The organism is uncultured Gimesia sp., from assembly GCF_963972345.1.
Classification (GTDB): domain Bacteria; phylum Planctomycetota; class Planctomycetia; order Planctomycetales; family Planctomycetaceae; genus Gimesia.
The window spans coordinates 1-22543 of sequence record NZ_CAXAVM010000113.1 but is presented as its reverse complement, the minus strand read 5'-3'; the positions used below and the strand labels follow the sequence as shown (position 1 = coordinate 22543).

At 47.5% G+C, this 22543-nt stretch carries 12 protein-coding genes; all 12 read left to right on the top strand.

Annotated elements, in window-relative coordinates:
• Nucleotides 1-1693, top strand: a 1693-nt coding sequence (locus tag AACZ40_RS18060; protein ID WP_339675295.1) for an EF-hand domain-containing protein, incomplete at its 5' end; no start/stop codon positions are given.
• A 707-nt stretch (nt 1694-2400) separates the two neighbouring features.
• On the top strand, nt 2401-3036 hold the full coding sequence (locus tag AACZ40_RS18055) for a prolyl oligopeptidase family serine peptidase (RefSeq protein ID WP_291171818.1): 636 nt from the start codon (nt 2401-2403) through the stop codon (nt 3034-3036).
• A gap of 441 nt (nt 3037-3477) precedes the next feature.
• A complete protein-coding gene (locus AACZ40_RS18050) occupies nt 3478-9036 on the top strand; it encodes a hypothetical protein (protein ID WP_339675292.1) in 5559 nt (1852 codons plus the stop codon).
• Nucleotides 9037-9096: 60 nt separating this feature from the next.
• The gene (locus AACZ40_RS18045; protein ID WP_291172992.1) at nt 9097-11052 is read left to right on the top strand and encodes an SUMF1/EgtB/PvdO family nonheme iron enzyme; all 1956 of its coding nucleotides are present in this window, start codon (nt 9097-9099) and stop codon (nt 11050-11052) included.
• A gap of 185 nt (nt 11053-11237) precedes the next feature.
• The gene (locus AACZ40_RS18040; RefSeq protein WP_291172989.1) at nt 11238-12845 is read left to right on the top strand and encodes a glycosyltransferase family 39 protein; all 1608 of its coding nucleotides are present in this window, start codon (nt 11238-11240) and stop codon (nt 12843-12845) included.
• 34 nt (nt 12846-12879) lie between these two features.
• Nucleotides 12880-14454 (top strand): glycosyltransferase family 39 protein, encoded by a 1575-nt coding sequence (locus AACZ40_RS18035; RefSeq protein ID WP_291172986.1) that lies wholly within the window; start codon nt 12880-12882, stop codon nt 14452-14454.
• A gap of 139 nt (nt 14455-14593) precedes the next feature.
• Nucleotides 14594-16360, top strand: a complete 1767-nt coding sequence (locus tag AACZ40_RS18030; RefSeq protein WP_291172983.1) for a DegT/DnrJ/EryC1/StrS family aminotransferase — start codon at nt 14594-14596, stop codon at nt 16358-16360.
• Nucleotides 16361-17191: 831 nt separating this feature from the next.
• Nucleotides 17192-17857 carry a DUF4145 domain-containing protein gene (locus AACZ40_RS18025; RefSeq protein ID WP_291172981.1) on the top strand — a complete coding sequence of 222 codons (666 nt, stop codon included), beginning with the start codon at nt 17192-17194 and terminating at the stop codon, nt 17855-17857.
• Nucleotides 17858-18436: 579 nt separating this feature from the next.
• Nucleotides 18437-19333, top strand: coding sequence for a hypothetical protein (locus tag AACZ40_RS18020; protein WP_291172978.1), 897 nt, complete (start codon nt 18437-18439; stop codon nt 19331-19333).
• Nucleotides 19334-19481: 148 nt separating this feature from the next.
• Nucleotides 19482-20135 (top strand): hypothetical protein, encoded by a 654-nt coding sequence (locus tag AACZ40_RS18015; RefSeq protein ID WP_291172976.1) that lies wholly within the window; start codon nt 19482-19484, stop codon nt 20133-20135.
• 101 nt (nt 20136-20236) lie between these two features.
• On the top strand, nt 20237-20695 hold the full coding sequence (locus tag AACZ40_RS18010) for a hypothetical protein (RefSeq protein WP_291172973.1): 459 nt from the start codon (nt 20237-20239) through the stop codon (nt 20693-20695).
• Nucleotides 20696-21145: 450 nt separating this feature from the next.
• Complete coding sequence (gene ltrA / locus AACZ40_RS18005; protein ID WP_339675285.1) at nt 21146-22477, top strand: group II intron reverse transcriptase/maturase; 1332 nt, start codon at nt 21146-21148, stop codon at nt 22475-22477.
• Nucleotides 22478-22543 lie beyond the last annotated feature (66 nt).

Genomic DNA, 22543 nt, shown 5'->3' with positions numbered 1-22543 from the left:
ATCAGGACGGGAAACTCGACCTCAAAGAGTTTCCTTTAATACCACCAAACGGGACCCTCAGTATTTTGCGATGAAATTCAAGGAACTGGATACAGATCAGAATCAATTTCTGTCGATTGCCGAGTATCTAGGCAAAAAAGAAGGAGCAAGTCGCAGGCAAGCGAAACGTGAATTTTATGACTGGGACAGCAACGCGGATGAGCAGTTGAGCCTCACTGAATTTACGGAACGCCGGAAGCCGAAACAGATCATCCTGGAAAACGAATTCCGAATATTAGATGATAACAGCGACCAAATTCTGACGCCAGAAGAATTTCTGTTCTCAGTTCCTGCCGAAAGGCTGTCGGAGTTGACGCGTAATTTCAAGATATTTGATGAAAACCAGGATCAGCGTCTGACCTTCGCTGAATATCTGAACCTCGTTTCCCCGAGCCAGCGCAAACTTTCTCATCCGTTTGTCGAGCGCGTAGCTGAGCGGTTGCAGAAACTGAAGCCCGAATGGAGTAAGTGGGACACAAACAGTGATGGCAAGTTGAATAAGACCGAGTTCTCCGGGAGCGGTCTTGCGCGTTCCGTTCCCGGCTTAGCACTGACGGTCTGGGAAGACTGGGACCGTAATACTGATGGTTTTGTGGATCTGGAGGATGCCGAACAGGTACTGGAGATTGCCTACGGTTTGCGGTATACCACAGGAGAGCTGCTTTGGGAACCTTCGGGACGGATGCTGACGACCATGCTGTTTGACCATCTGGACCTTGACGACGATCATCAGATTGACTGGGAAGAAGCAAAGATAGCAAAATTTGGTTTTCATGATGGCAAGCAAACGTCAACTCTCTTTAAACTGTGGGACCAGAATGGTTACGGAAAACTAACCATTGATGAGTGGAAGACGGATGCGAGTCACTGGCGTGATCCTGTGGGAATCTTTCTGGCAGCGGATACAGATCGAGATGGACTGTTAAGCCAGGAAGAACATGTCGCGGCTGCCGAGTCTTGGACGAAAGACGTGAGCGAGCATCTACTTGGAGCCTTTGATTTAGATAGTGACCAACATCTTTCGCTCGATGAATTCCGTCAGACGCCGTTTTCAAATCTGGCCCGCGAATGGCACTCATTGCGATCAGATCGGAATCAGGATGGAGCTTTGAATCTTTCTGAATTCAGTTGGGGGGATGGTCTGCTGGCAGCGACATTGACAGTGGAATACTTTGAGCGATTGGATCTCAATCAAGACCAGAAACTCGACCAGGATGAATTTAATTTCAATGCAGCTCCTTCTAAAGCTAACCTGGGGACGATGTTTGCACAACTTGATCTTGATCAGGATGGGAGTCTCTCTTTTGAAGAGTATTCGGGGAACCTCAAGCTACCTCCAAATGCCAACGAAAAGCAGGTAATTTATTACGAAACCCGACTTGCGCGGCTTGAAGATGCATTTCGGAAAGCTGATATCAATATAAATAAAAAACTTGATCAACTTGAATTCCAAAGTGAACCAAGTCTGGAAGCGATAGCCCCCAATCTAGTTCAAAAGAAAAAAAACATGAGTAGTCTGACTGTCGGTAAAACTGATGGATCAGAGGCGGCTGGCGGAAACACTGAAATATGGGTTGTTCTTACTTTAAATGGTTTATTACTTATTGGTGCAATCGTCTTTATTTTGCGAAAAACAAAAAGAAGCACCCATTGAATTTCTGTTTTAATCGCTTGTCATCTGATCCTGGCAGGCATTGCAGTCGTTATCGTACTGCGTTTGCTGAATTCTTATTTGAGGTGACCCTGTCAGTTCAATTTGAGATGAAGTGAACATGCTCCTCTGGAATAGCGACCGGAATTCGCTTCCACTTCTTGTGATAAAGACTGGAATATTTTCTGCTAAAGAGTTTGGCTTGTGAAGATTATGAGAGGAAATGTCTGGGTAAGGTGTTCAGGCCGATTAGATCGAAATTCCTGCCAATACGCCTCTCTGGTAGCTCCTCAAGTTCCTGTAGACGAATATAGCAAAGTGATTAGTGGAAAAAACTGGCCCATTTCAGGAGCATAGTGTAGATCCAATTATCCTAAGCCAGTTCCTGTCAATCCAGCCCTGTTGTCGCGATTCGAATTGCATGTGAGTATATTCCAGATTGCAATCCTGATACGACAATTCGATAAGATATTGATTAAAAATATTTGAATGTGATTGAGTCAAAAATGAAAATCACAAAATGCACAATTGTAACGATTATTTTCTGGGGTCTCGTAAACATCGGTTTGATTGTATACATGCAATCAAATGATTATGAAAACCCAACAGAAGTAAATTTGGCTCCCGAATTAGTCAGAAGGTTTGCCCCCCTGCGAACTCTGGTCATCCCAGCGGACTCAAATAAACCCATCGAATTTCAAGCAAGAATCTTGAAGCCTGACAGAATTGAAGCACGCAGGTTCTATCCCTTGATTGTTCTACTGCATGGCGCAGGGGAACGCGGGAACGACAATCAGCGGCAACTCAAATATTTGGCGCAGCAAATGGCGCAGTCCCCCTGGCAGGAAAAGTATCCCTGTTTTCTACTGGCACCACAGTGCCCGCGCAATATGAACTGGTCTTCTCCTGCATGCGCAGCAGATTCTCCCGATGACAATGATCAGAACCTGCTGGACCAGATTCACCAGATGATTCTGGATATTTCCCGCAAATATCCAATCGATAAACGGCGGATCTACATTACAGGGTACTCGATGGGAGGATTTGGAACATGGAGTATGATCGCCCGTTATCCCGAACTGTTTGCAGCGGCAGTTCCCATCTGTGGTGGCGGCAACACGAACACGGTTTCCGGTTTTGTCCATCTCCCGATCTGGGTCGCGCATGGCACGCGGGACGAAATCGTTCCCGTTACCAGTTCAAGAGACATGGTAGATGCGTTTTGCAAGGCAGGCGGGAATCCCATTTATCAGGAGCTGGAGGGAATCAAACATGACAGCTGGACTCCGACATATGCAATTGATGGTGGAATGTTTGCCTGGCTGTTTCAGCAGAGAAAAAAATAAGAATCGACCAAACTCTCATTGATAAAAACAGGGATTTGGTATGTTCTTGATTTTTCAATATCTTTAATAAAAGCTGTTGTACATATGTGGGTATGTGAGTAGTATGAGAAAAACGAACTGTCAATTTGTCCTTGGAGACATTAGATCATGTTGGGCTTCAGGTATCTCATCCATCCATCTTACAAAATTGTCTTTTATTCTTGCTTTCTCATTCTCATCTTTCTTCTCTACAGTCACTCAACTCTTGCGGCAGATCCTGAGAATCAGACCATCGATTCAAAGAAGGAAAAGCCAAAAACCGCTTCTGTTACGAGTCCTCTTGAAAAAACAAAAGCCGCTTTTCAGGCTCGCGATGCTAATCAGGACGGACGTGTAACAGAGCAGGAATTCATATCTTCCTTCCCCGAAGATCGGCAAGCTGCTGCTGGTAGGGATTTTCGGTTGTTTAACCGGGACGGCGATGATGTTCTCTCCTTCAATGAATACTGCTCCATTCCAGGATTGGTTCCTCAATCATTTCGCAGTTCGATATCGCACCCATTGACTCCACTGGTCGAACAGCAACTGTCTGTCATCGATAAACATTGGAAACAGTGGGACGTTGACGGGAATGACAGCCTGTCTCCAGAAGAATTCGAGAACGCGAAAATCAATGAGCAGATTTCAGGGCTACCGCCAGTGGTTCTTAAAGACTGGGACCGGAATACAGATGGGCAAATTAGCCGCGAAGATTGCCGTCTGGTGATCGAAGCCTGTTACGGTTTGCGGCGTCTGGATGGTCTGCCAATACAGTTACCAACCGGTCTTGTTGTCTACTGGTGGCATTTCAAAGATCTGGACCGAGATCGGGATGATCAACTGACTCTCAAGGAATTCCAGGCCTATTACAATCGCTTTGGTGAAGAGGATGCTAAAAGACGTTTTCAACAGGGAGATTCAGATGGAAATGAATTGATCACTCTGTCGGAATGGGCAAAGATGCCTGGTAACCTGATTGATACTGTCGCTGAATTCCAGAGAATGGATATAAACCTGGACGGCCAAATAAATCAGCAGGAATTTCGGGATGGAGTCATGCCCTTCCTGCGTCCTTTGGCGCGATATACATTTCCAGGTTTTGATCTGGATCATGATGGTCAGTTGTCACTGGATGAATTTCGGATGACACTTCCCATAAATCGTATAGAAAACTGGAGCATAATACCACGTGATACAGATCATGATGGGCGATTGAGCTTGAAAGAAATGCCTTGGACTCCCGGCCTGGAACTGAGCCTGTTGCGTCAGGAATATTTCCAGTGTCTAGATGTGAATCAGAATGGTTTTCTCGATCTGGATGAATATAATTACGTCGTCGACCCAACAAAAACCCCTGCGGAAATTGTACTGAAAGTGAGTTATAATTCTCGAGATACCAATCAGGATGGCCATGTGTCCGAAGCCGAGTTCATCGCTTCATTCCCCATGGAGAAGCAACAGGCAGCGAAACGGGACTTTCTGTTGTTTAATCGTGATGGTGATAAAAATCTATCGTTCGATGAGTATCGCACAATCCCAGGGTTGACTCCGGTCGAACTTCGTGGCGAGTTAACCCATCCCTTAACTGCTCTGGTCGATAAGCAGTTATCAGTTATTGAAAAACATTGGAAGTCGTGGGATGTGGATGGGAATGACAGCCTGTCTCCAGAAGAATTCGAGAATGCCAAGGTTAATGAACTGATCCCCGGCTTACCGCCGGTAGTTCTGGATGACTGGGATCGGGATGCAGACAGTCAGGTCAGCCGGAAAGATTGTCGACAGGTGATTGAAGCCTGTTACGGTTTGTGCCGTCTGGATGGTCAGCCATTGCAGTTACCGTCCGGTCTGGTCGTTTATTGGTGGCATTTTAAAGATCTGGATCGCGATCACAATGACCAGCTGAGCCTGAAAGAATTTCAGGCTTATTACAATCGCTTTAGAGAGGAAGCAGCCAAAAAACGCTTTCAGGATGGAGACACGAACCATGATAAATCACTCTCTTTGAAAGAATGGGCTGCAATGCCCGGTTTCCTGCTCGATCCGGTCGCTGAATTTCAAAAGCTCGATCAGAACCTTGATGGCCGCGTAGACCAGGACGAATTGAGCGAGGAAGTTGCCCCCTTTCTGAGACCCTTGGCACAATTTATCTTTCCAGGATTTGATGAGGATCAGGATGGCACACTCTCACTGGACGAGTATCGCTTGACCTTACTGGCAAATCGCGTCGAAAACTGGGATGTGATCTCTCGGGATACTGATCATGATGGCCGTCTGAGCCTGAAAGAAATGGCCTGGACTCCGGGGCTCGAACTAAGCCTGCTGCGACAGGAATATTTTCAGCGACTGGATCTGAATCAGGATAGCTATCTCGATCTTGATGAATTCAAAGTGGCGGTCGATGGTGGTAAAGCTCCTGCAGAAATTGCGTTAAAGGCTGTTTATTACAGCCGGGATACCAACCGGGACCGACGGGTCACAGAGACAGAATTTGTGGATTCCTTTCCCAAGGAAAAACAGCCGGAGGCAAAACGGGATTTCTTGCTGTTCAACCGGGATGGAGATGATAATCTGTCCTTCGAGGAGTATCGTTCAATTGCGGGACTGGTTCCAGCGGCATTGCGCAGTGGTTTGCCACATCCCCTGATGCCCCAGATCCAAAAGCAGATGGGGATCATCGACAAACACTGGAAGCAATGGGACGCAGATGGGAATAACAGCCTGTCTCCAGATGAATTGCAGAACGCGAAGATTACTGAGCAGATTCCAGGACTACCGCCGGTGGTACTGAAAGACTGGGACCGCGATGCAGACGGACAAGTCAGTCGCGACGATTGCCGACAGGTGCTCGAAGCTTGTTACGGTTTGCGGCGCCTGGATGGTCAGCCACTGTATTTACCATCGGGGCAGATCGTTTACTGGTGGCATTTCAAAAACCTGGACCGTGATCACAATGATCAGCTGACTCTGGAAGAATTTCTGAGTTATTATCGGCTATATGGTGAGGAGCAAGGAAAGCAAAGATTTGAACAAGGGGATACCGATCATAACCAGATGATCTCCTTACGTGAATGGGCGAAGATGCCCGGGCTTTTGTTGGATCCCATCGTTGAATTTCAAAAGATGGACCTTAATCTGGACGGTTACCTGGATCGAGATGAATTATTCGATCAGACAGCAAAATGGTTGCAATCTTTAACTGGCTATACCTTTCCGGGATTTGACCTGGATCATGATGGAAAACTCTCATTAGACGAATACCGCATGACATTACCGGCCAACAAATTGGAGAACTGGGATGTCACTTCCGTGGATGCCGACCATGATGGCCGTTTAAGCCTGAAAGAGATGGCCTGGACGCCGGGATTGGAACTGAGTCTGTTACGACAGGAATATTTTCAGCGACTGGATGTAAATCAGAATGGATTTCTCGACATTGATGAATTCAAGGTTTCCATAGACAACAGCAAAGCACCCGCGGAAATCGTCCTGCAGATCAATTTCCAGAGCCGGGATGCCAATCAGGATGGCCGTGTCACCGTTGAAGAATTTGTCGCATCATATCCCAGGGAGAAGCAGCCGGAAGCAAAACGCGATTTCCAGCTGTTTAATCTGGATGGGGATGATCAGTTATCCCTGGCTGAATTTTGTACAATTCCGGGAGTAGTTCCCCTGGCGCTGCGTGGCGAATTGCCGCATCCGTTGTTGCCTTTGATTGAAAAACAGATGGCGGCAATAGAGAGTCAGTGGCCGAACTGGGACGAGAATGGAGATCGCAGTCTGTCGTCTGATGAGTATGCATCCTCAAAACTGAATACGCAAATCCCCGGTCTTACAGCCCTCAAGCGGAAAGACTGGGATCGGGACAGAGATGGAAAAGTCAGTCTGGAAGACTGCCGTCAGGTAATGGAAGCCGCTTATGGAATGCGACGACTGGATGGGCAGCCTCTCCAGCTACCCTCTGGATTAGTCGTCTACTGGTGGCATTTTAAAGACCTTGATCGTGATCACAATGACCAGCTGACTTTGAAAGAGTTCCAGAACTATTACAATCGCTTTGGAGAAGAAGCCGCTCAAAAGCGTTTTCAACAGGGCGACACGGATCAGAACGAAACGCTCTCGCTTCAGGAGTGGGCGCAGATGCCCGGCTTTCTCCTCGACCCGATCTCAGAATTTCGTAAAATGGACGCCAATTTTGATGGTCTCCTCAATCAGCAGGAGCTACTTGCAGGGATTGCCCCTTTCCTGAAGCCACTCGCAGAGACCGTTTTTCCTGGATTCGATACGGATCAGGATGGCTTACTCTCTCTGGATGAGTATCGGTTGACGTTACTGGGTAATCGTATCGAAAACTGGATGGTCGTGGGGCGCGATCAGGATCATGACGGCAGATTAAGTCTGGATGAACTCCCCTGGACCTCTGGACTGGAACTGAGCCTGCTGCGAAAGGAGTATCTGGACCGGCTGGACAGGAATGCAAATGGCTATCTCGATCTGGATGAATTCACTTTTTCTGTTGATATGAAGCAGGCGCCGCCCGATATCATCCTGGAACTGGGATTTAAAAGTCGCGATACGGACAAGAACGGATTTCTATCCAAGGCAGAATACATCGCATCGTTTCCCAAGGATAAACTGACCGAAGCGAAGCGTGACTTTCTACTCTTTGATCGGGATTACGATGAGATATTGTCCATTCATGAATATTCCACGATCCCGGGAATGGCACCAGCTCCGTTACGTGGCAGTCTAACGAACCCCCTGACAATTCTCGTCGATAAACAGATGGAGAACATCGACAAACACTGGAAACAGTGGGATACGGACCAGAGCGGCACGCTCTCGCAGGAAGAATTTCAAAAAGTCGGCATGGGCAGAATAATTCTCGGTCTGGCACTTTCCACCTGGCAGGACTGGGATCGAAATGCTGACGGGGCTATCAGTCGGGATGACTGTTGCTGGCTGTTGGAGGCTGGCTATGGGTTACGCCGACTGGATGGTCTGCCACTGCATTTACCCACGGGGCAAATCGTTTACTGGTGGCACTTCAAAGCCCTGGATCGGGATCATGACGACAACTTGACCCTCAAAGAATTTATGGCTTACTACCAGCGAATGGGAGAGGAAGCTGGCACGAAACGTTTTCAGGAGGGGGATACAGATCATAATGAGAAAATCACGTTAGCCGAATGGGGACAGATGCCGGGACATCTGCTTGATCCGATAGCGGAATTTCGCAAGATGGATCTCAATTATGATGCTTCTCTGGATGAAAGCGAGTTGCTGGAAGGCACCGCCCCCTTCCTGAAGCCACTGGCTAATTATACTTTTCCGGGGTTTGATTTAAATCAGGACGGTGTGCTGTCGCTGGATGAGTACCGTACTTCCCTGTCTGCCAACCGTGTTGAAAACTGGATATCTTACTCAAGAGATGTCGATCGTGATGGTAAATTAAGTCTGACAGAACTGGGCTGGAGCTCCGGGCTCGAATTAAATTTGCTACGTCAGGAATACTTCGATCGTCTGGATATCAACGACAGTGGATACCTTGAATTTAATGAGTTCAAATTTACGGTTGATCTGAGCAACGTTCCCAAAGAGCTGTTTTTTACACACTGTGATAAGAATCAGGATGGCTCACTTACTCTGGATGAATTTTTGACCACAGAGAAAAATAGTGGCAAAATTAAGCTGGATGGAAGTCAGGAGCCACGCGTTTTAAAGATCGAAGAGGCCTTTTATCAGGCTGACGTCAATGACGACAAACTGATCAGTCTTGCGGAACTTAATTCAGCTGCAGGCCACAAGATTATTTCACCAGATATGTCTTTTAAGACGGGTAACACCAGCAGTCTGCAGGCAGGAGCTCAGTCAAACTCCCCCGGGGAAGATTCCAGCATGATGTCCGTGGTTCTGGGACTGAATATTTTATTAGTGTTGGGAGTCGTAACATTTCTGTTTCGATCCCGTTTTAAAAAAGCCTGACTGCTACAGGGAAGTGCTGCATCTACAAACGGGTATGAAGTCCATTTAAGAATAAAGACTATGAGAAATCGTATGATTCAACGACAGATCCAATTTTCACTTCGAGTGAAACGGTTTGGTTTCACAAATGTTGAACTGTTGCTTGTGATCTGCATAGTCACCATTTTGATTGCGATCATTTCTCCACTGATTATCTATTCCCGTGAGTCGTCGCGAATGCTGCAATGCCAGCAGAATATGAAACAACTGGGGTTAGGGTTGCAGGCCTATCAAACCACACATGGTTCATTGCCACCCGCGGCGGTCTGGAGCACTAATGAACTGCACTCTCTAGCACTTAATATGAGCACACGCCCCGATCTGTTTACCCATGCCAATTGGGCATTAATGCTGTTACCTTTTATAGGAGAGGAACAGCTGGCGAACCAGATGGATTACCATCAAAAGATTAGTTCAAAGCAGAATTCACCGATCAGAAAGGCAACCCTGTCATTGATGAGTTGTCCAGAAGATGATTATAGTCAGCCAGGTAATTCACATCAGTTCGAACCGATTTCAGGCTCGGCTGTCGAATTTGCCCGTGGCAATTATGCCATCAATGGCGGGTCCCACAACATGCGACTCACTCCCGGCTCCACAACGATTCCGACTGGAGACGGAGCCGAGTTAAAGATGGATCAGGAAAATAGAGTCTTTCAATACTGGGGAAACGGAGTTGCTGGTATCAATATTGCTTTTCAGCCGGATGATTTCGTGAATGGTAACTCGTCTCTGGTCGTATTAGATGAAGTCCGGGCCGGAATTCATCCAGTCGATCCCCGCGGGGTGTGGGCATTTGGCCAGATTGGAGGGAGCATCACCTGGGCTCACGGGGTAAACGGAGATGACTATGGACCTAATAATCAATGGCCCCGCTCAGATGACATTCTGGGATGTGCCCGGCTGCATGAAACAGTGGGAACAGAAACCCTGACCCGTGAAGGAATGCCCTGTGTTTCGTATTTGGACAGTAATACCAATGCCACAGCCCGCAGTCGTCACACCGGAGGCGCGAATGTGCTTTTCCTCGACGGGGCAAGCCGGTTTATTTCAGATGAGATTGATCCAGGACTCTGGCATGCAATTCATTCTCGTGAAGCACCTGCAGACCTGTTTGATTCAGAGCATTTTGCAGAGCAACTTTCTACTGAAAACGTCAATGTAGAGGCAGAACTCCAGAATCAGTTTTCTGACCTGAAACCATCAAACGAGTACCCATCTGAATTGACGAATTCACTCGATATGTATTTCAAGCTGATACCAGCAGGTGAATTTACAATGGGGGTACAAGATAAAGGAAATCATTTTAATCCCCCACCAGAAACTCCGGCACACGTTGTCACAATTACCACAGATTATTTTCTGGGAAGTTTCGAAGTGACCCAGTCACAATATGAGCAAGTCATGGGAAGCAATCCGAGCCACCACCTGTCTGAACAGTCAGGGGAACAGAAATATGACAGTTATCCTGTCGAACAGTTAACATGGTATCAGGCACAAGATTTCTGTAAACGGCTCTCTGCACTCCCGGAAGAACAGGCAGCCGGTCGTACCTATCGGCTTCCCACCGAAGCGGAATGGGAATACGCCTGCCGGGCTGGTTCTTCAGACCCATTCCTCTGGACCGTTACTCGAACCGAAAAGGATGATTCGGGGAATGCAGCAGGAATCAGACCACCGTTACCGGTGACATCTGTCGGACAATATCCGCCAAACCAATTCGGGTTACACGATATGCGCGGGAATGTCTGGGAGTGGTGTTCTGATTGGTTTGATCGAGATTATTATACCAGGTCACCGCAGAAAAATCCTCGCGGACCTGGCGAGGGGTACATTAAAGTTGTGAGAGGCAGTGACTGGCGATTTACCGGTGAACCCTGCCGGATTGATTATGCGATGATGCCTCCCTGGAAATCCAGCCCGTTTGTTGGATTCCGCGTGATCTGTGAACTGCTACAGAAGCCGGAGGCAGATTGACCTCCAGGATCAATTTTTGGGAGGTAAGATTGTTTTCATCCTGAAGGATTACTTAAAACTCAGGCATCAGCCTGTGTCGAGATGACTAAAGTGTCTTCCATGTTGCCTGAAACGAATATCACAGAGTCATAATATCAATATTGAGAGGGACTCACTCTTGAACTGCAGAAACGAGCATTATTGAAATGATCACTCTGGATGCACCACAACAGGAGACGGCTTCCTCTAGATCGTATGCCGCACTATGGTGGCTTATTCCCATCACAATAATAGCCATTGTTCTCAGAATTCAGTACTTATCTGAAGTTGGCTATCTGTTTGATGAAAGTTTCAGCCTCAAAATGGCTGAATTTCCCTCGGGAGAAATGCTGGAGCGAATCCCTGATGATATTAGCCCGCCCCTGTTCTATTTAACCTTAAAAGCATGGATGGGCTTATTCGGCAGTTCAATATATTCAACACGTATGCTGAGCGTCGTTTTCGGCACTATCGCAGTAGCCTGTGTTTATCTTTTTGTTTACGAAGCATATCGGAATCAGAAGGATGACAATGGAAAAAGACAAGCGATATTTGCAGCAGTCACGTCAGCATTGTTGATGGCGCTCTGTCCGTTACACATTTCCTGGGCTCAGCGAATCCGCATGTATTCAATGGGGACAGCGCTCACTGCTTTATCGAGCTGGCTGCTTTTTCGTGCGCTCAACAAACATCAAACACATACACGTGACTGGGCTTGTCTTACCGTTACTGCCATCCTGCTGGTCTATACCCATTACTTTGGAATCTTTACCCTGGCTGTCGAATATGTATTTGCCTGTGGTTATCTCTTCCTGAATTCTACCGAAAAAAACGTCTCAGCGCGTCTGGCTAATTTAAAGCCATTACTCATCTCTGCTGCCTGTGTCTGGTTTATGTGGTCACCCTGGATTCCGCAGTTCTTATATCAAAGGTCGCATGTAAATCAGGCATTCTGGAGCAGTCCTCTAACCTGGGATCGTTTTGGGTCTCAGCTGTTCTTACTTTTTGATCTGAATTTATGGTTCTCAAATTCCGCCAGCACCGGATTGATCGCAGCTGAAGTCTGTTTTGTACTCCTCGCAATTCTGATAATGGGACGACGTCCTGCCGATATCTACATTGCCATGGCTGCCAGTCTACCGATATTTACCGCGGCCTTCATATCCAAGTTGTCAAGGAGTGTCTTCGCCCATCGCTATTTACAATTCTCACAGATTTTCATGTTAATCGCGATTGCCGTCCTGCTTTCGCGGCTTCCCATAAAACCATTACGTTTAGGAATCACAGTTCTTGTCATTTCAGGAATGGGCTTCTTTGCCTGGAGACACACTGAAATCAGAGAACGTTATGCTATACTGCCGGGCATGCAAGCTGCGATAGCCCGCTTTGAAAAGACACGGGGACCGAAAGAAATTCTAATCTGTTGTAATCCGATGTTATATACCTCTGCTGACGCTTATGCCACAAATCGTAATTCCATATTTGTCAGCGGTTCTGCAGACAGGTATCCCTATTATCAGGGGACTGCCGTCATTCGAGACGGCGAATATTTCTCAGCAACACAATCTCTTGATGATTCAGTACAGGCTGTCTGGACTCTGGATGCACAACGCTGGTTTAACCACAGTTGGTCCGTTGATATGCCTGCCGGATGGAATAAAACGGGAGAAATGAAATTTCCGGAATTTTATGCCGACCTCATTTTGAGATTATACGTGCGTGATGATAAACCAGAAAAAGAAAACAAAGTGATCAATACGAAAGTGTCCGATTGAGATTTCTGATGAAGCACAGGGACTGAGAAAAGTGATGCAATCTGACCTATCAGTCAATTCTATGGGAGAGAGGCACCATTTCGGTTTCACTGTCTGGTTACTGATTGTTGTGATATTAATTGCGATTGGATTAAGAACTCAGCGAATTAGTGCGATGACTTTCTGGTTCGATGAAAGTTTCTGTCTCAAGATGGCTGAGTTCTCCGAACCTGAACTGTTGGTACATGCCCGGGAAGATCCACATCCCCCCTTTTTCTATTTTGTACTGAAGTATTGGATGGCAGTGTTCGGCTCTTCCACATTCGCAACCAGATTAACCAGTCTAATACCAGGGCTGTTGGCGATCATCGGTACCTTTCTCGTGGTCCGGGAAGCGTATCGAGATCAACAGACGAAAGAATGTACCAGGGCCGTCAACATGGCAGCCGTTCTTGCTGCCGCTCTGATAGCACTCAGTCCACTTCATATTTTGTGGTCGTACCAGGTCCGCATGTATGCGTTGGGGACTGCCTTAGCAGCATTTTCAAGCTGGTTTCTCTTGAAAGCACTTTTTCAGGAACCATCCCACAAAAGTAACTGGTGTTTTTTTACCATAATGGCCATCGCGCTTGTTTATACCCACAACTTTGGCCTGTTCACAGTGGCAGCTCAATACCTGTTTGCTACAGGCTATCTGGCGTTTCGCCATCGAACGCCTCCTGAAAATAGTACGGTTCAGCGTTTTCTGCCTCTAATCGTTTCAGCAACGTGTACCAGTCTTGCCTGGCTGCCTTGGGTTCCCTCATTTCTGCATCAAAGGCAGCTTGTAGTGGATGGGTTCTGGACAAAACCATTTAGCTGGGAAACTGCGGGAGGCACGTTGTTCGATATGTTTGGGGTCGATCACATAATGGATCTGAATCCCACAATAGGTTTAATCATTGGCCAGGTCGCATTGTTAGTAGTACTGCTACTTACGCTAGGTAGGCGCCCTGGTGACTATTTCCTGGCTTTGGCCTCTGGATTTCCTTTTTTGGCGGGAATACTGGTGTCTGCGTTCTCTCGAAACATTTTTAACGATCGCTATTTTATGTTCAGTCAGATCTTTTTGCTGGCAGCGATTGCAGTACTTGTCAGTAGAGTTCCTTTAAGGTTGATACGCTATACCCTGGTTTTACTGTGTGTTGGTTGCAGCGGTTTTCTGGCATATCATCAATGGCATAATCGGGAGGCGGATTTCCAACTGCCCGGTATCCAGGGAGCGATGGCAAGTGTGGATTCCCGTCGTAAACCGGATGAACTGGTGCTGGTGTGTGACCCTGCGATTTATGTTTCCGTGATTGCACATACGAAACAACGCCCAGGTATATTCACTTTTCATCCTGGAGAAGATTATCCATTTACCCATGGTGCCGCTGCCATGCATCCAGACGAATATCTCACTGCTGAAGATATTGCGAATCGCGGAGATACATGGATCTGGGCTGTGGATGCAGACTCTTATAATTGGAAAGTCCCGATGTTTGGTGGCTATAAACTTGTAGGCGAGAGTCGATTTCCTGGCTTCAGAGCAAAATATGCTGTTCGTCTTTATGCACGGTCCACGGAACTGTCAGCAAATACCCAATAACGAACTTCCTATTAATTATATGTCATTTTATGAACCTGATAAACAGGTTGGACTTGGATTGAATTTAGTGGTCCGAGGCGCAAATTCAATCAGAGATCGACCGGAACTATAGATGCCTTAACCACTCAGGAAACTCCACATGATTTACCAGACTTGCTTTCGATCAGATGAGTCAATCAGTTTAATGGAAGCTTCGATTTATTCGGAGAGTTTGTCTGGAGCAGTCAGCAGTCCAGCGAAGTCAGGACACTGCCCAGAACAACTCTTATCTGAATTTCAGATACAGCCTGGACATTTTTCGGCAATGCAGCATTTCTGGAAAAACCCACGAGAAGATCATCATGACTGGATCGGGTTTACCTCCACTGAAAAACAAGACGGATCAGAAATTGGTTGTTTCGCTGCAGGCGAAATCGAATTGCTACTGGAAAAGAATAATGTTCTGTCAGGATCAACTTTTTGTTCAAATCAGGGCGTAGCTACTCAGACTGAAAAAGATTACCCCGGCATTACTTCATTGATGTTAAGTATGTTTGCAGATCTGAATGATAAAATTCCCGGAATTTATTTTGATCTGAAGATTGGATTTACGACAGAGACACTGTTAATGAAAAAATCGTTATTTAACCAGTTTATGGACTGGCTGACTCCATTCCTTCACTATAGCTCTGAGAAACTGAAATCCCATGAATTCCTACTTAATCACCGCGGCAAAGGTCTGGAAGTTGTATTTGACAGATTGTTTAATATCTGGTGTCTGAAACATCATTGGACGATCTATGATTTTAAGACAAACAAGAGCTATCTGGACGGAAGGTATGAAATAGATGCCGCAACGCATCATGTTTCACTTGGTTGTGTCAATTATAAGCGAGAAGCAGACGAAAATTTACTTGAGGCGACTCGTACAGGCAGAATCGCCGGGGGAAGATTTGTTGAGGAGCTGGAAAATAAATTCTGTGAAAAGCTTGCAGTAAAACATGCCATCTCAGTCTGTAATGGTACGATGGCGGATGCCATTGCTTTATCCGCCATTGCAGCAAAAACCGGTATCAAAAATGTTATCACACCTGCACTCACTTTCATTGCACAGGCGAATGCAATTCTGCATGCAAGCCTTACGCCCATATTTGTTGACGTAGGTGAAGATGGATTACTGGATGACATATCGGAATTCACGGATTCAGATGACTGCATTGTCTACCCGGTGCATTTGATGGGTAAAGTCTGTCGCTCTGTAAGTCAACTCGCTCACCGATACCCGGTCCTCGAAGATGCGTGTGAGGCGTTGGGTAGTCAGCTAACGGGAAAATATGCCGGAACGATGGGAATGGCCGGCACATTCTCTATGTATGTTTCACATTCATTTACAAGTGGGGAAGGAGGAATGATCGTTACAAACGACGATGAGATTGCAATCCTCTGTCGATCAATAAGAGCCCATGGCAGGCTGGGAGATGAAGTGGGAGAAAGATTTCGCTTCCCCAGACTTGGGTTCAACGGCAAAATGTCTAATCTTCAGGCCGCTTATGCAACGGCTCATTTTGATGATTTCGAAGAAATTATCAATAGCAGGAAACAAGTCGTACAGAAACTCGCAAATCAGTTAGGAGACGATTTTGGTGTTGCGTCTGACGGAATTGTCGCCCACGGATTCCCGGTTTTGTACCCGGACAAAACATCAAGGGATCGTGCGCTTATCATGATCAGTAATCAGGGAATTGAATGTCGCCCCTTGTTTTCATGTATAGCGTCAGAGCATTTTAATGCAGATGGCAACTTTCCCACAGCAGATAATATTTCGTCTCGGTATTTATATGTGCCATGTCACCATCAGCTAAGTGATCGCGAGATAGGATTGATATGTCAGGCTGTATGTGACTCCAAGAATCTTATAGTCAAGTAATGAAAAGTGTGGCCTGATCAGGGCTGCCGGGCTTCGTTGATATCAGGAGAATTGTGTATCCTATGAATGGGGGGAACCTCGGCATCAGGGAGCTTGGAAAGAATTATTTCCTATGAATAACGTTTGGTAGGAAAGATCGCCTCTGGGCTGTCATCGTTACCCGTCTCCCGAACTTGATTTTTAGATCAGGATTCTACGCAATAAAATGCAATCAAGGTTTTATTCGCGTTCTCTGAAGAGGATGGCTTCCATACCTTCATTATGAAATATAGCAGCATGTTGTTATGTTTCCACCACTTAAGGCAAATCCAATCGGTGAAAGATTATGTAAAAAAACTAATTTTTACGATTCGAACCCCCGTAATTATTAGTCCGGCGTCTTCCGCTTTACGAATTCAATATTTTCGGACAGCTTCAGAGTTCTAATAGAATACGGTTTTCATCGTTTAGAACGAATTATAGTATTTTGATTTCGCGTACAGCAAGATCGTATTCACCATGTATAGATTAAATTGATGAGCTACAGATTCCATAGCAGTTCGCTAAAAGGAATAATAAAAGGGACCCTACAAGTGTCCCGAGAAGCCATACGTTTTCTCGGAAAGATCTTTCGGTTTTTTCACCAACGCGAGTTCACATCGACCTTCAAACTGCCAAATGGGAGAATCAACATCCGCTGTCATGTCGGTCTTCCCTGAATGATCCTTAATGTGAACGCCAGTTCACACTCTGCCAGTTGATAATAGACAGAAAGCCTGATAGATTTAAAAAAAACTTATTCTGTCTATTAATAGTTAGGTTGCAAAAGACATACAACAAGCTTCGATCATCATGGACGCCGAAACAAAGACAATCGACATCTACTGCCCAACGTGCAACGTTCAAGTTGCAGCGTCGATTCTCTTTACGCATGCGCATGCGGAGCCACGACACGGTGGAATAATCGGCGATCTCTGTGATACGCCCCACGCCGTCACAACATATTCGCTGTCAGAATGTTCCCGGTGCAACGAGGTTTTCCTGACGAAGGCCGAGTTTTACGAGATTCCCGGCGAAGTGTGTGCACCGCAGACCGGCGACATTACTCTTTATCCATTGCCGCGCAATCTCGACACCTCTGTCTTGCCGCCGACTATCGCCAAGTCCTGCACGTCTGCGACGGGTTCGTTTAACGCTGGCTTGTACGAACCATGCGTAATCATGTGTCGTAAATCCGTCGAGGCGCTTTGCCACGAAAAGGGGATCACGTCCGGCAACCTCAAATCTCGGATCGACCGACTGCACAATGACGGTCACATTGACCAAAAGCTTCACACTTGGGCCAACGGTCTTCGACTCGTCGGTAACGATGCCGCGCATGACATCGCCATTGAAATCACCAAAGAAGACGCCGCGGACTCGATTGGGTTCCTTGAGGCACTTCTACTTTATAGTTTCGTGCTCGAACAGAAGTTTCAGGATTTTCAAACCCGTCGAGCATCGCAACAAGCAACCTAACAAAAAAATGCACCGGAGTTGTCGGCAGGGCCGATTTTGAAATCAACGTCGCTGGCAGCAACCCGGTGATTTTAGGCGTTAGGCGACAACGATGGTAATTGATGAGATAAAAGCATTGCTTGATTTCTTTGACCATCGCCGAATTTTGTTTGCGAAACTCGTCATTTAAGGTAAGGGACTGTCCACGAAACCACCCAATTTGCGGACTCCCTATCGCTGTCGTTGCTCTTGCCCTCGTTCGATATACTCAAACGTTTTCTCAAATGCGTTTTTAATCGACCCAAAAAGCGGACTCCCCACGCGCCAGCTGATCCCGTGCCTTTTCGCGAATTCGGACTCGCTGAGACAACTTCTATCTGAATGGGCTTTGGCATGATCGATTAAATCAACCATAAAACCGTCAACTTACGTGCCTGAATTCGAGTCATTCAACATAACTTCTTTTTCGTTATACCTTCCTCAATTTTCGCTTGACAATTTACCGAGCATTAAACAAAATTACACTAATCATACCATTGATGAGTTATACCGAAATAATTCAGTCTAATATTCAAGTCATGCTGTAAAGTCGAGGCTGCAATGAAATACACACCCCTCGTCCTCGTATTGCTGCTTACCGGTTGCAACGACACGCCAACCCAACGCCCAAAATCCACCAGGGCGCCGACGGTTCAAGCCAAACTCTCCGACACAGATCAGGCTGCCGCACCTGTTGAACCCGTACGGACACCACTCGATGGTGACGTTACGATCACACTTGATGTCACGGAGCTTTCCGATGGACGCGTCCGGCTACACGGCACGACAAATCTGCCTACAGATACCAAACTGATGTTGAGCGTTGAAGAACGGGCGCGAGGTGGCTTTCAGGGCCAGTCAAAGTGTTCTGTCGCCGCGGACGGTTCGTTCGACTCCCAAGCGTTCGGGCCAACCGGTGGGCTCAAAGAGGGCATATACGTTGCTGAGATTGTGATGCCAATTCCCCGCGTGCAACCTGACATCGTAAAGAAAATTATTGGTGACAACGGCGAAAAACTATCCGGTCCGCTCGTTGAAAATAGCTCTTTGGGCGTCACGGTGTCCGCAGAAAAGGAATTCACAATTGGTGGCCCGCAGGCTGCTCAATCCCAACAACAACGCGCAAAAGATCGCATTCAGCAGTATCGCGAATGGCAAAAAAAGATTGTCACTCTACACTCGAGCCTTCAAGCAGTTCGTGATTCCAATGATTCGGAAAAATGGGGGAAGTTCGCGCGACAATTCCGCGCAGACATCCAATCATACCAAGACCAACTCATGGAGATTCAACCTGTCTCTGCATGTTTCACCGTTGGGGATCCGCTCGATGCGGTTCGGCGGATGTTCCACGCCACGGCCTTTCAGAAACCGCAAGACTACAACGAAGCCAGTGCGGACTACACGAAAAGCCTCAAAGAACTTCGGGAGTTCATCACTAAGTCAGAGTCAACTCAATAATACGGCATATCAAGGCGATGCAACGGAGCAGGCTACGTTTTCGGTTTCAACGTCGTTTCCTTCGGTTACGTTTTTTTCAACGATCACTTGTGTTGGTCCGCCCACCCGGTGATCTTGGTTGTTATTTCACTGAATGTTACCACACAGAATGTATGAATCCATCGTAACCATTTTGGCATCAGCCGGGGTCAGTAGTGTTCTTACTGGCCTAATACTATGGCTCACAAAGTCGTGGATCACTGAGCGACTGAAGAACGCGATCAAACATGAGTACGATCAAAAACTGGAAACGCATAAGGCAGAACTCAAGGCACTTCACGACATTGCCCTTGAGCAGATGAAATCCGATCTTCGCCTCAATGCCTTCCAACAAGAGACGCGTTTTGCCGATCTCCACGCACGGCGAGCTGAAACTATCGCCGAAACCTACGGATGGCTGCGAAACCTGCATACGCTAACGCGTCGCTACATAGGCGAATTCGGATTCGAAGGACAGCCTTCACTTGCGGATCGACGGAAGGATGTTGGCAAAGCCCTTGAGAATTTTGAAGAATTCTACTTATCTCGCGAGATATTTTTGCCCGCAGCTACTGCCGATCGAATCAACGATTTTAGAAACAAACATTTTAAGGTCATCTACAAATTCAAGACTGGTGTTGAACAAGGTCGCGATGAACGAACCGGAAAGGATTCGTGGGACGACTCGGTCGACATGATGGACAACGATGTCACGCCGATTTTCGAAGAACTGAAAAACGAGTTCCGACAATTGCTCGGTGATACTCCTGAAACGGCGAAATAAAAAATCGGTGAACCGGAGCAGCGGTTGGACGCGGAATCTGAAATCAATATCGCTGACCTCTGCCCGGTTAGCTTTGACGTTATGCCTTCAGGGAGAATTAGGTGTCTAAGCCTGTAAAAGAATTTCATCAGTACCTAGCAGGTGCATCAAACTCTCATGTAAGCCATGAAGAATATTTGAAAGCTCCTGCTGTTGCTTTCCTGAAATATACAGTCGAAGCAAAAAGCTCAATCGATCTTTGTACTAGGTATTTCCCAAAGAAACAGGATGGAGATTATTCAAAAGATAGCTTTGATAGCTTGCAGCATCTCATTACTGCTTCTCTACCAACAATCATGGGACATTTCGAAACATATCAAAGGTATCTGTTCGCGGGCATATTTGACTTGTCAGTGTTACTTAATGATTTCGATACAACTAAGTTCTTTAAAGCAGTCTCAGACAAAACTAACATTGAAATGGACTGGGTTCGTCTCTCTGCCCACCGGGGTATCGGGGCTAGTGCGCCTGCAAGCGCATCGAATCAGCGAGGTGAAAGTCCTTGCCGAGGTTTGACCTGAACCTCGTAACAGAAGGTAACTGCGTTCTTGTGAGAGGAGGTGGAGAGCAACCGGATGTGAATGACCAGTCCGTAGGATGACGAACTCGATTCGGCTTTTCGTTGTGGCGAGCCAGCTAGCCAATGGCGAAGCCCAAGTGACGTCGTGCGAAACCCTGCCAAGTGGGTGCGGTTCCGCTGCAAACGGTTCCGCGACGGTCAGCCCGTGGTGCTAAACCAGGTCGGCTCCGGGGGCGACGAGGGGTGGTTGGAGATGGAATGGTCAGAAGGTTTGATGTGATGAAGCAGGGAGACCTGCCCGATTTTAAGGACGGCGTTCATGTGCCGGATTCCGGAAGGTCCGGAACCGCCCGGTACGAAGAGCCGGTTGGGCAGGAGTCAGAGCATCCATAAGAGCGATGAAGCGGGGTAACGCCCGTGGAGCAAAGGGATGCAGGAAGGTAGATGTGGAATGCCCCGAGACACGGAACAGAAACCGACGCGAGTGCCGTTTCCGGCTAAGCAAGTCGGAGAAACTCCGTCCCGCTGGGACTGGGTGGAACCGTGCGTCTGGACAGACCGCATGTTGACGGCCCTCGAAACGGGGGTGAAAGGAGGCCAATGGTTCAGCCTGATCGATAAAGTCTATCGTGATCTGACTCTGTATCAGGCGTTTCGCAAAGTGGCCGCCAACGGCGGTGCTGCCGGCGTGGATCACGTCGGTATCGAACGCTTCAAGGAGCAACTGATTCCGAACCTGAGAAAGCTGTCGCAACAACTGCGGGAGGGAAATTACCGACCGCAGGCGATCCGGCGACAGTGGATTCCCAAGCCGGGGAGCGGAGAACTGCGTCCCCTGGGGATTCCGACGGTCCGGGACCGGGTGGTGCAGACCGCGTTACGCAATGTGCTGGAACCGATCTTCGAACGGGATTTTGCCGAGCAAAGCTACGGCTTTCGTCCCGGACGCGGCTGTAAGGATGCGCTGCGGCGTGTCGATGAGTTGCTCGAAAACGGTTATACACATGTCGTGGACGCGGATCTGAAGAGCTACTTCGACACAATTCCGCACGATAAGTTGATGAATCGGGTCCGGAAGAAAATCAGCGATGGCCGGGTGCTGACGCTGATCGAGATGTTTCTGCGACAACAGGTTCTGGATGACCTCACCGAATGGACTCCCGAACGTGGGAGTCCTCAAGGCGCGGTAATCAGTCCGTTGCTCAGTAACATCTATCTTGATCCCCTCGACCATTTGATGGCTGGGAGCGGATTCGAGATGATCCGGTACGCAGACGATTTCGTGATTTTGTGTCGAAGCCGGGAGGACGCTGAACGAGCCCTGGAACTGGTGCGGCAGTGGACGGAGGAAGCCGACCTGACGCTGCATCCGGACAAGACTCACATCGTCGACATGACCGAAGGGAGTTTCGACTTTCTGGGCTACACTTTCCAGGGGCAGTATCGTTTCCCTCGAAAGAAAAGTCTCCAGAAACTCAAGGACACTGTTCGGCAGAAGACGCGGCGGACGAACGGGCACAGCCTGCAATGTGTCATCACACAGCTCAACCCGACGCTGCGTGGCTGGTTTGAATACTTTCAACATTGCCAGCCTTCCACTTATACGATACTGGATAAGTGGGTTCGCATGCGTCTACGGAGCATACTTCGCAAACGCCGGAAAGGGAAAGGTCGAGGACATGGACACGATCATTTACGCTGGCCCAACGTCTACTTTGCCGAGCAAGGGTTGTTCTCCTTGAAACAGTCCCATGCCCTGGCCAGTCAATCCTCGTGGAGGTAAAACTACCGACCGGAGAGCCGGATGCGGGAAAACCGCACGTCCGGTTCGGAGGGAGGGGGGACCGAG

Coding starts and splice junctions, on each gene's coding strand:
- AACZ40_RS18045 (WP_291172992.1), top strand. CDS start 9,097: ATGAGAAATCGTATGATTCAACGACAGATCCAATTTTCACTTCGAGTG.
- AACZ40_RS18040 (WP_291172989.1), top strand. CDS start 11,238: ATGATCACTCTGGATGCACCACAACAGGAGACGGCTTCCTCTAGATCG.
- AACZ40_RS18035 (WP_291172986.1), top strand. CDS start 12,880: ATGCAATCTGACCTATCAGTCAATTCTATGGGAGAGAGGCACCATTTC.
- AACZ40_RS18030 (WP_291172983.1), top strand. CDS start 14,594: ATGATTTACCAGACTTGCTTTCGATCAGATGAGTCAATCAGTTTAATG.
- AACZ40_RS18025 (WP_291172981.1), top strand. CDS start 17,192: ATGGACGCCGAAACAAAGACAATCGACATCTACTGCCCAACGTGCAAC.
- AACZ40_RS18020 (WP_291172978.1), top strand. CDS start 18,437: ATGAAATACACACCCCTCGTCCTCGTATTGCTGCTTACCGGTTGCAAC.
- AACZ40_RS18015 (WP_291172976.1), top strand. CDS start 19,482: ATGTATGAATCCATCGTAACCATTTTGGCATCAGCCGGGGTCAGTAGT.
- ltrA (WP_339675285.1), top strand. CDS start 21,146: ATGCCCCGAGACACGGAACAGAAACCGACGCGAGTGCCGTTTCCGGCT.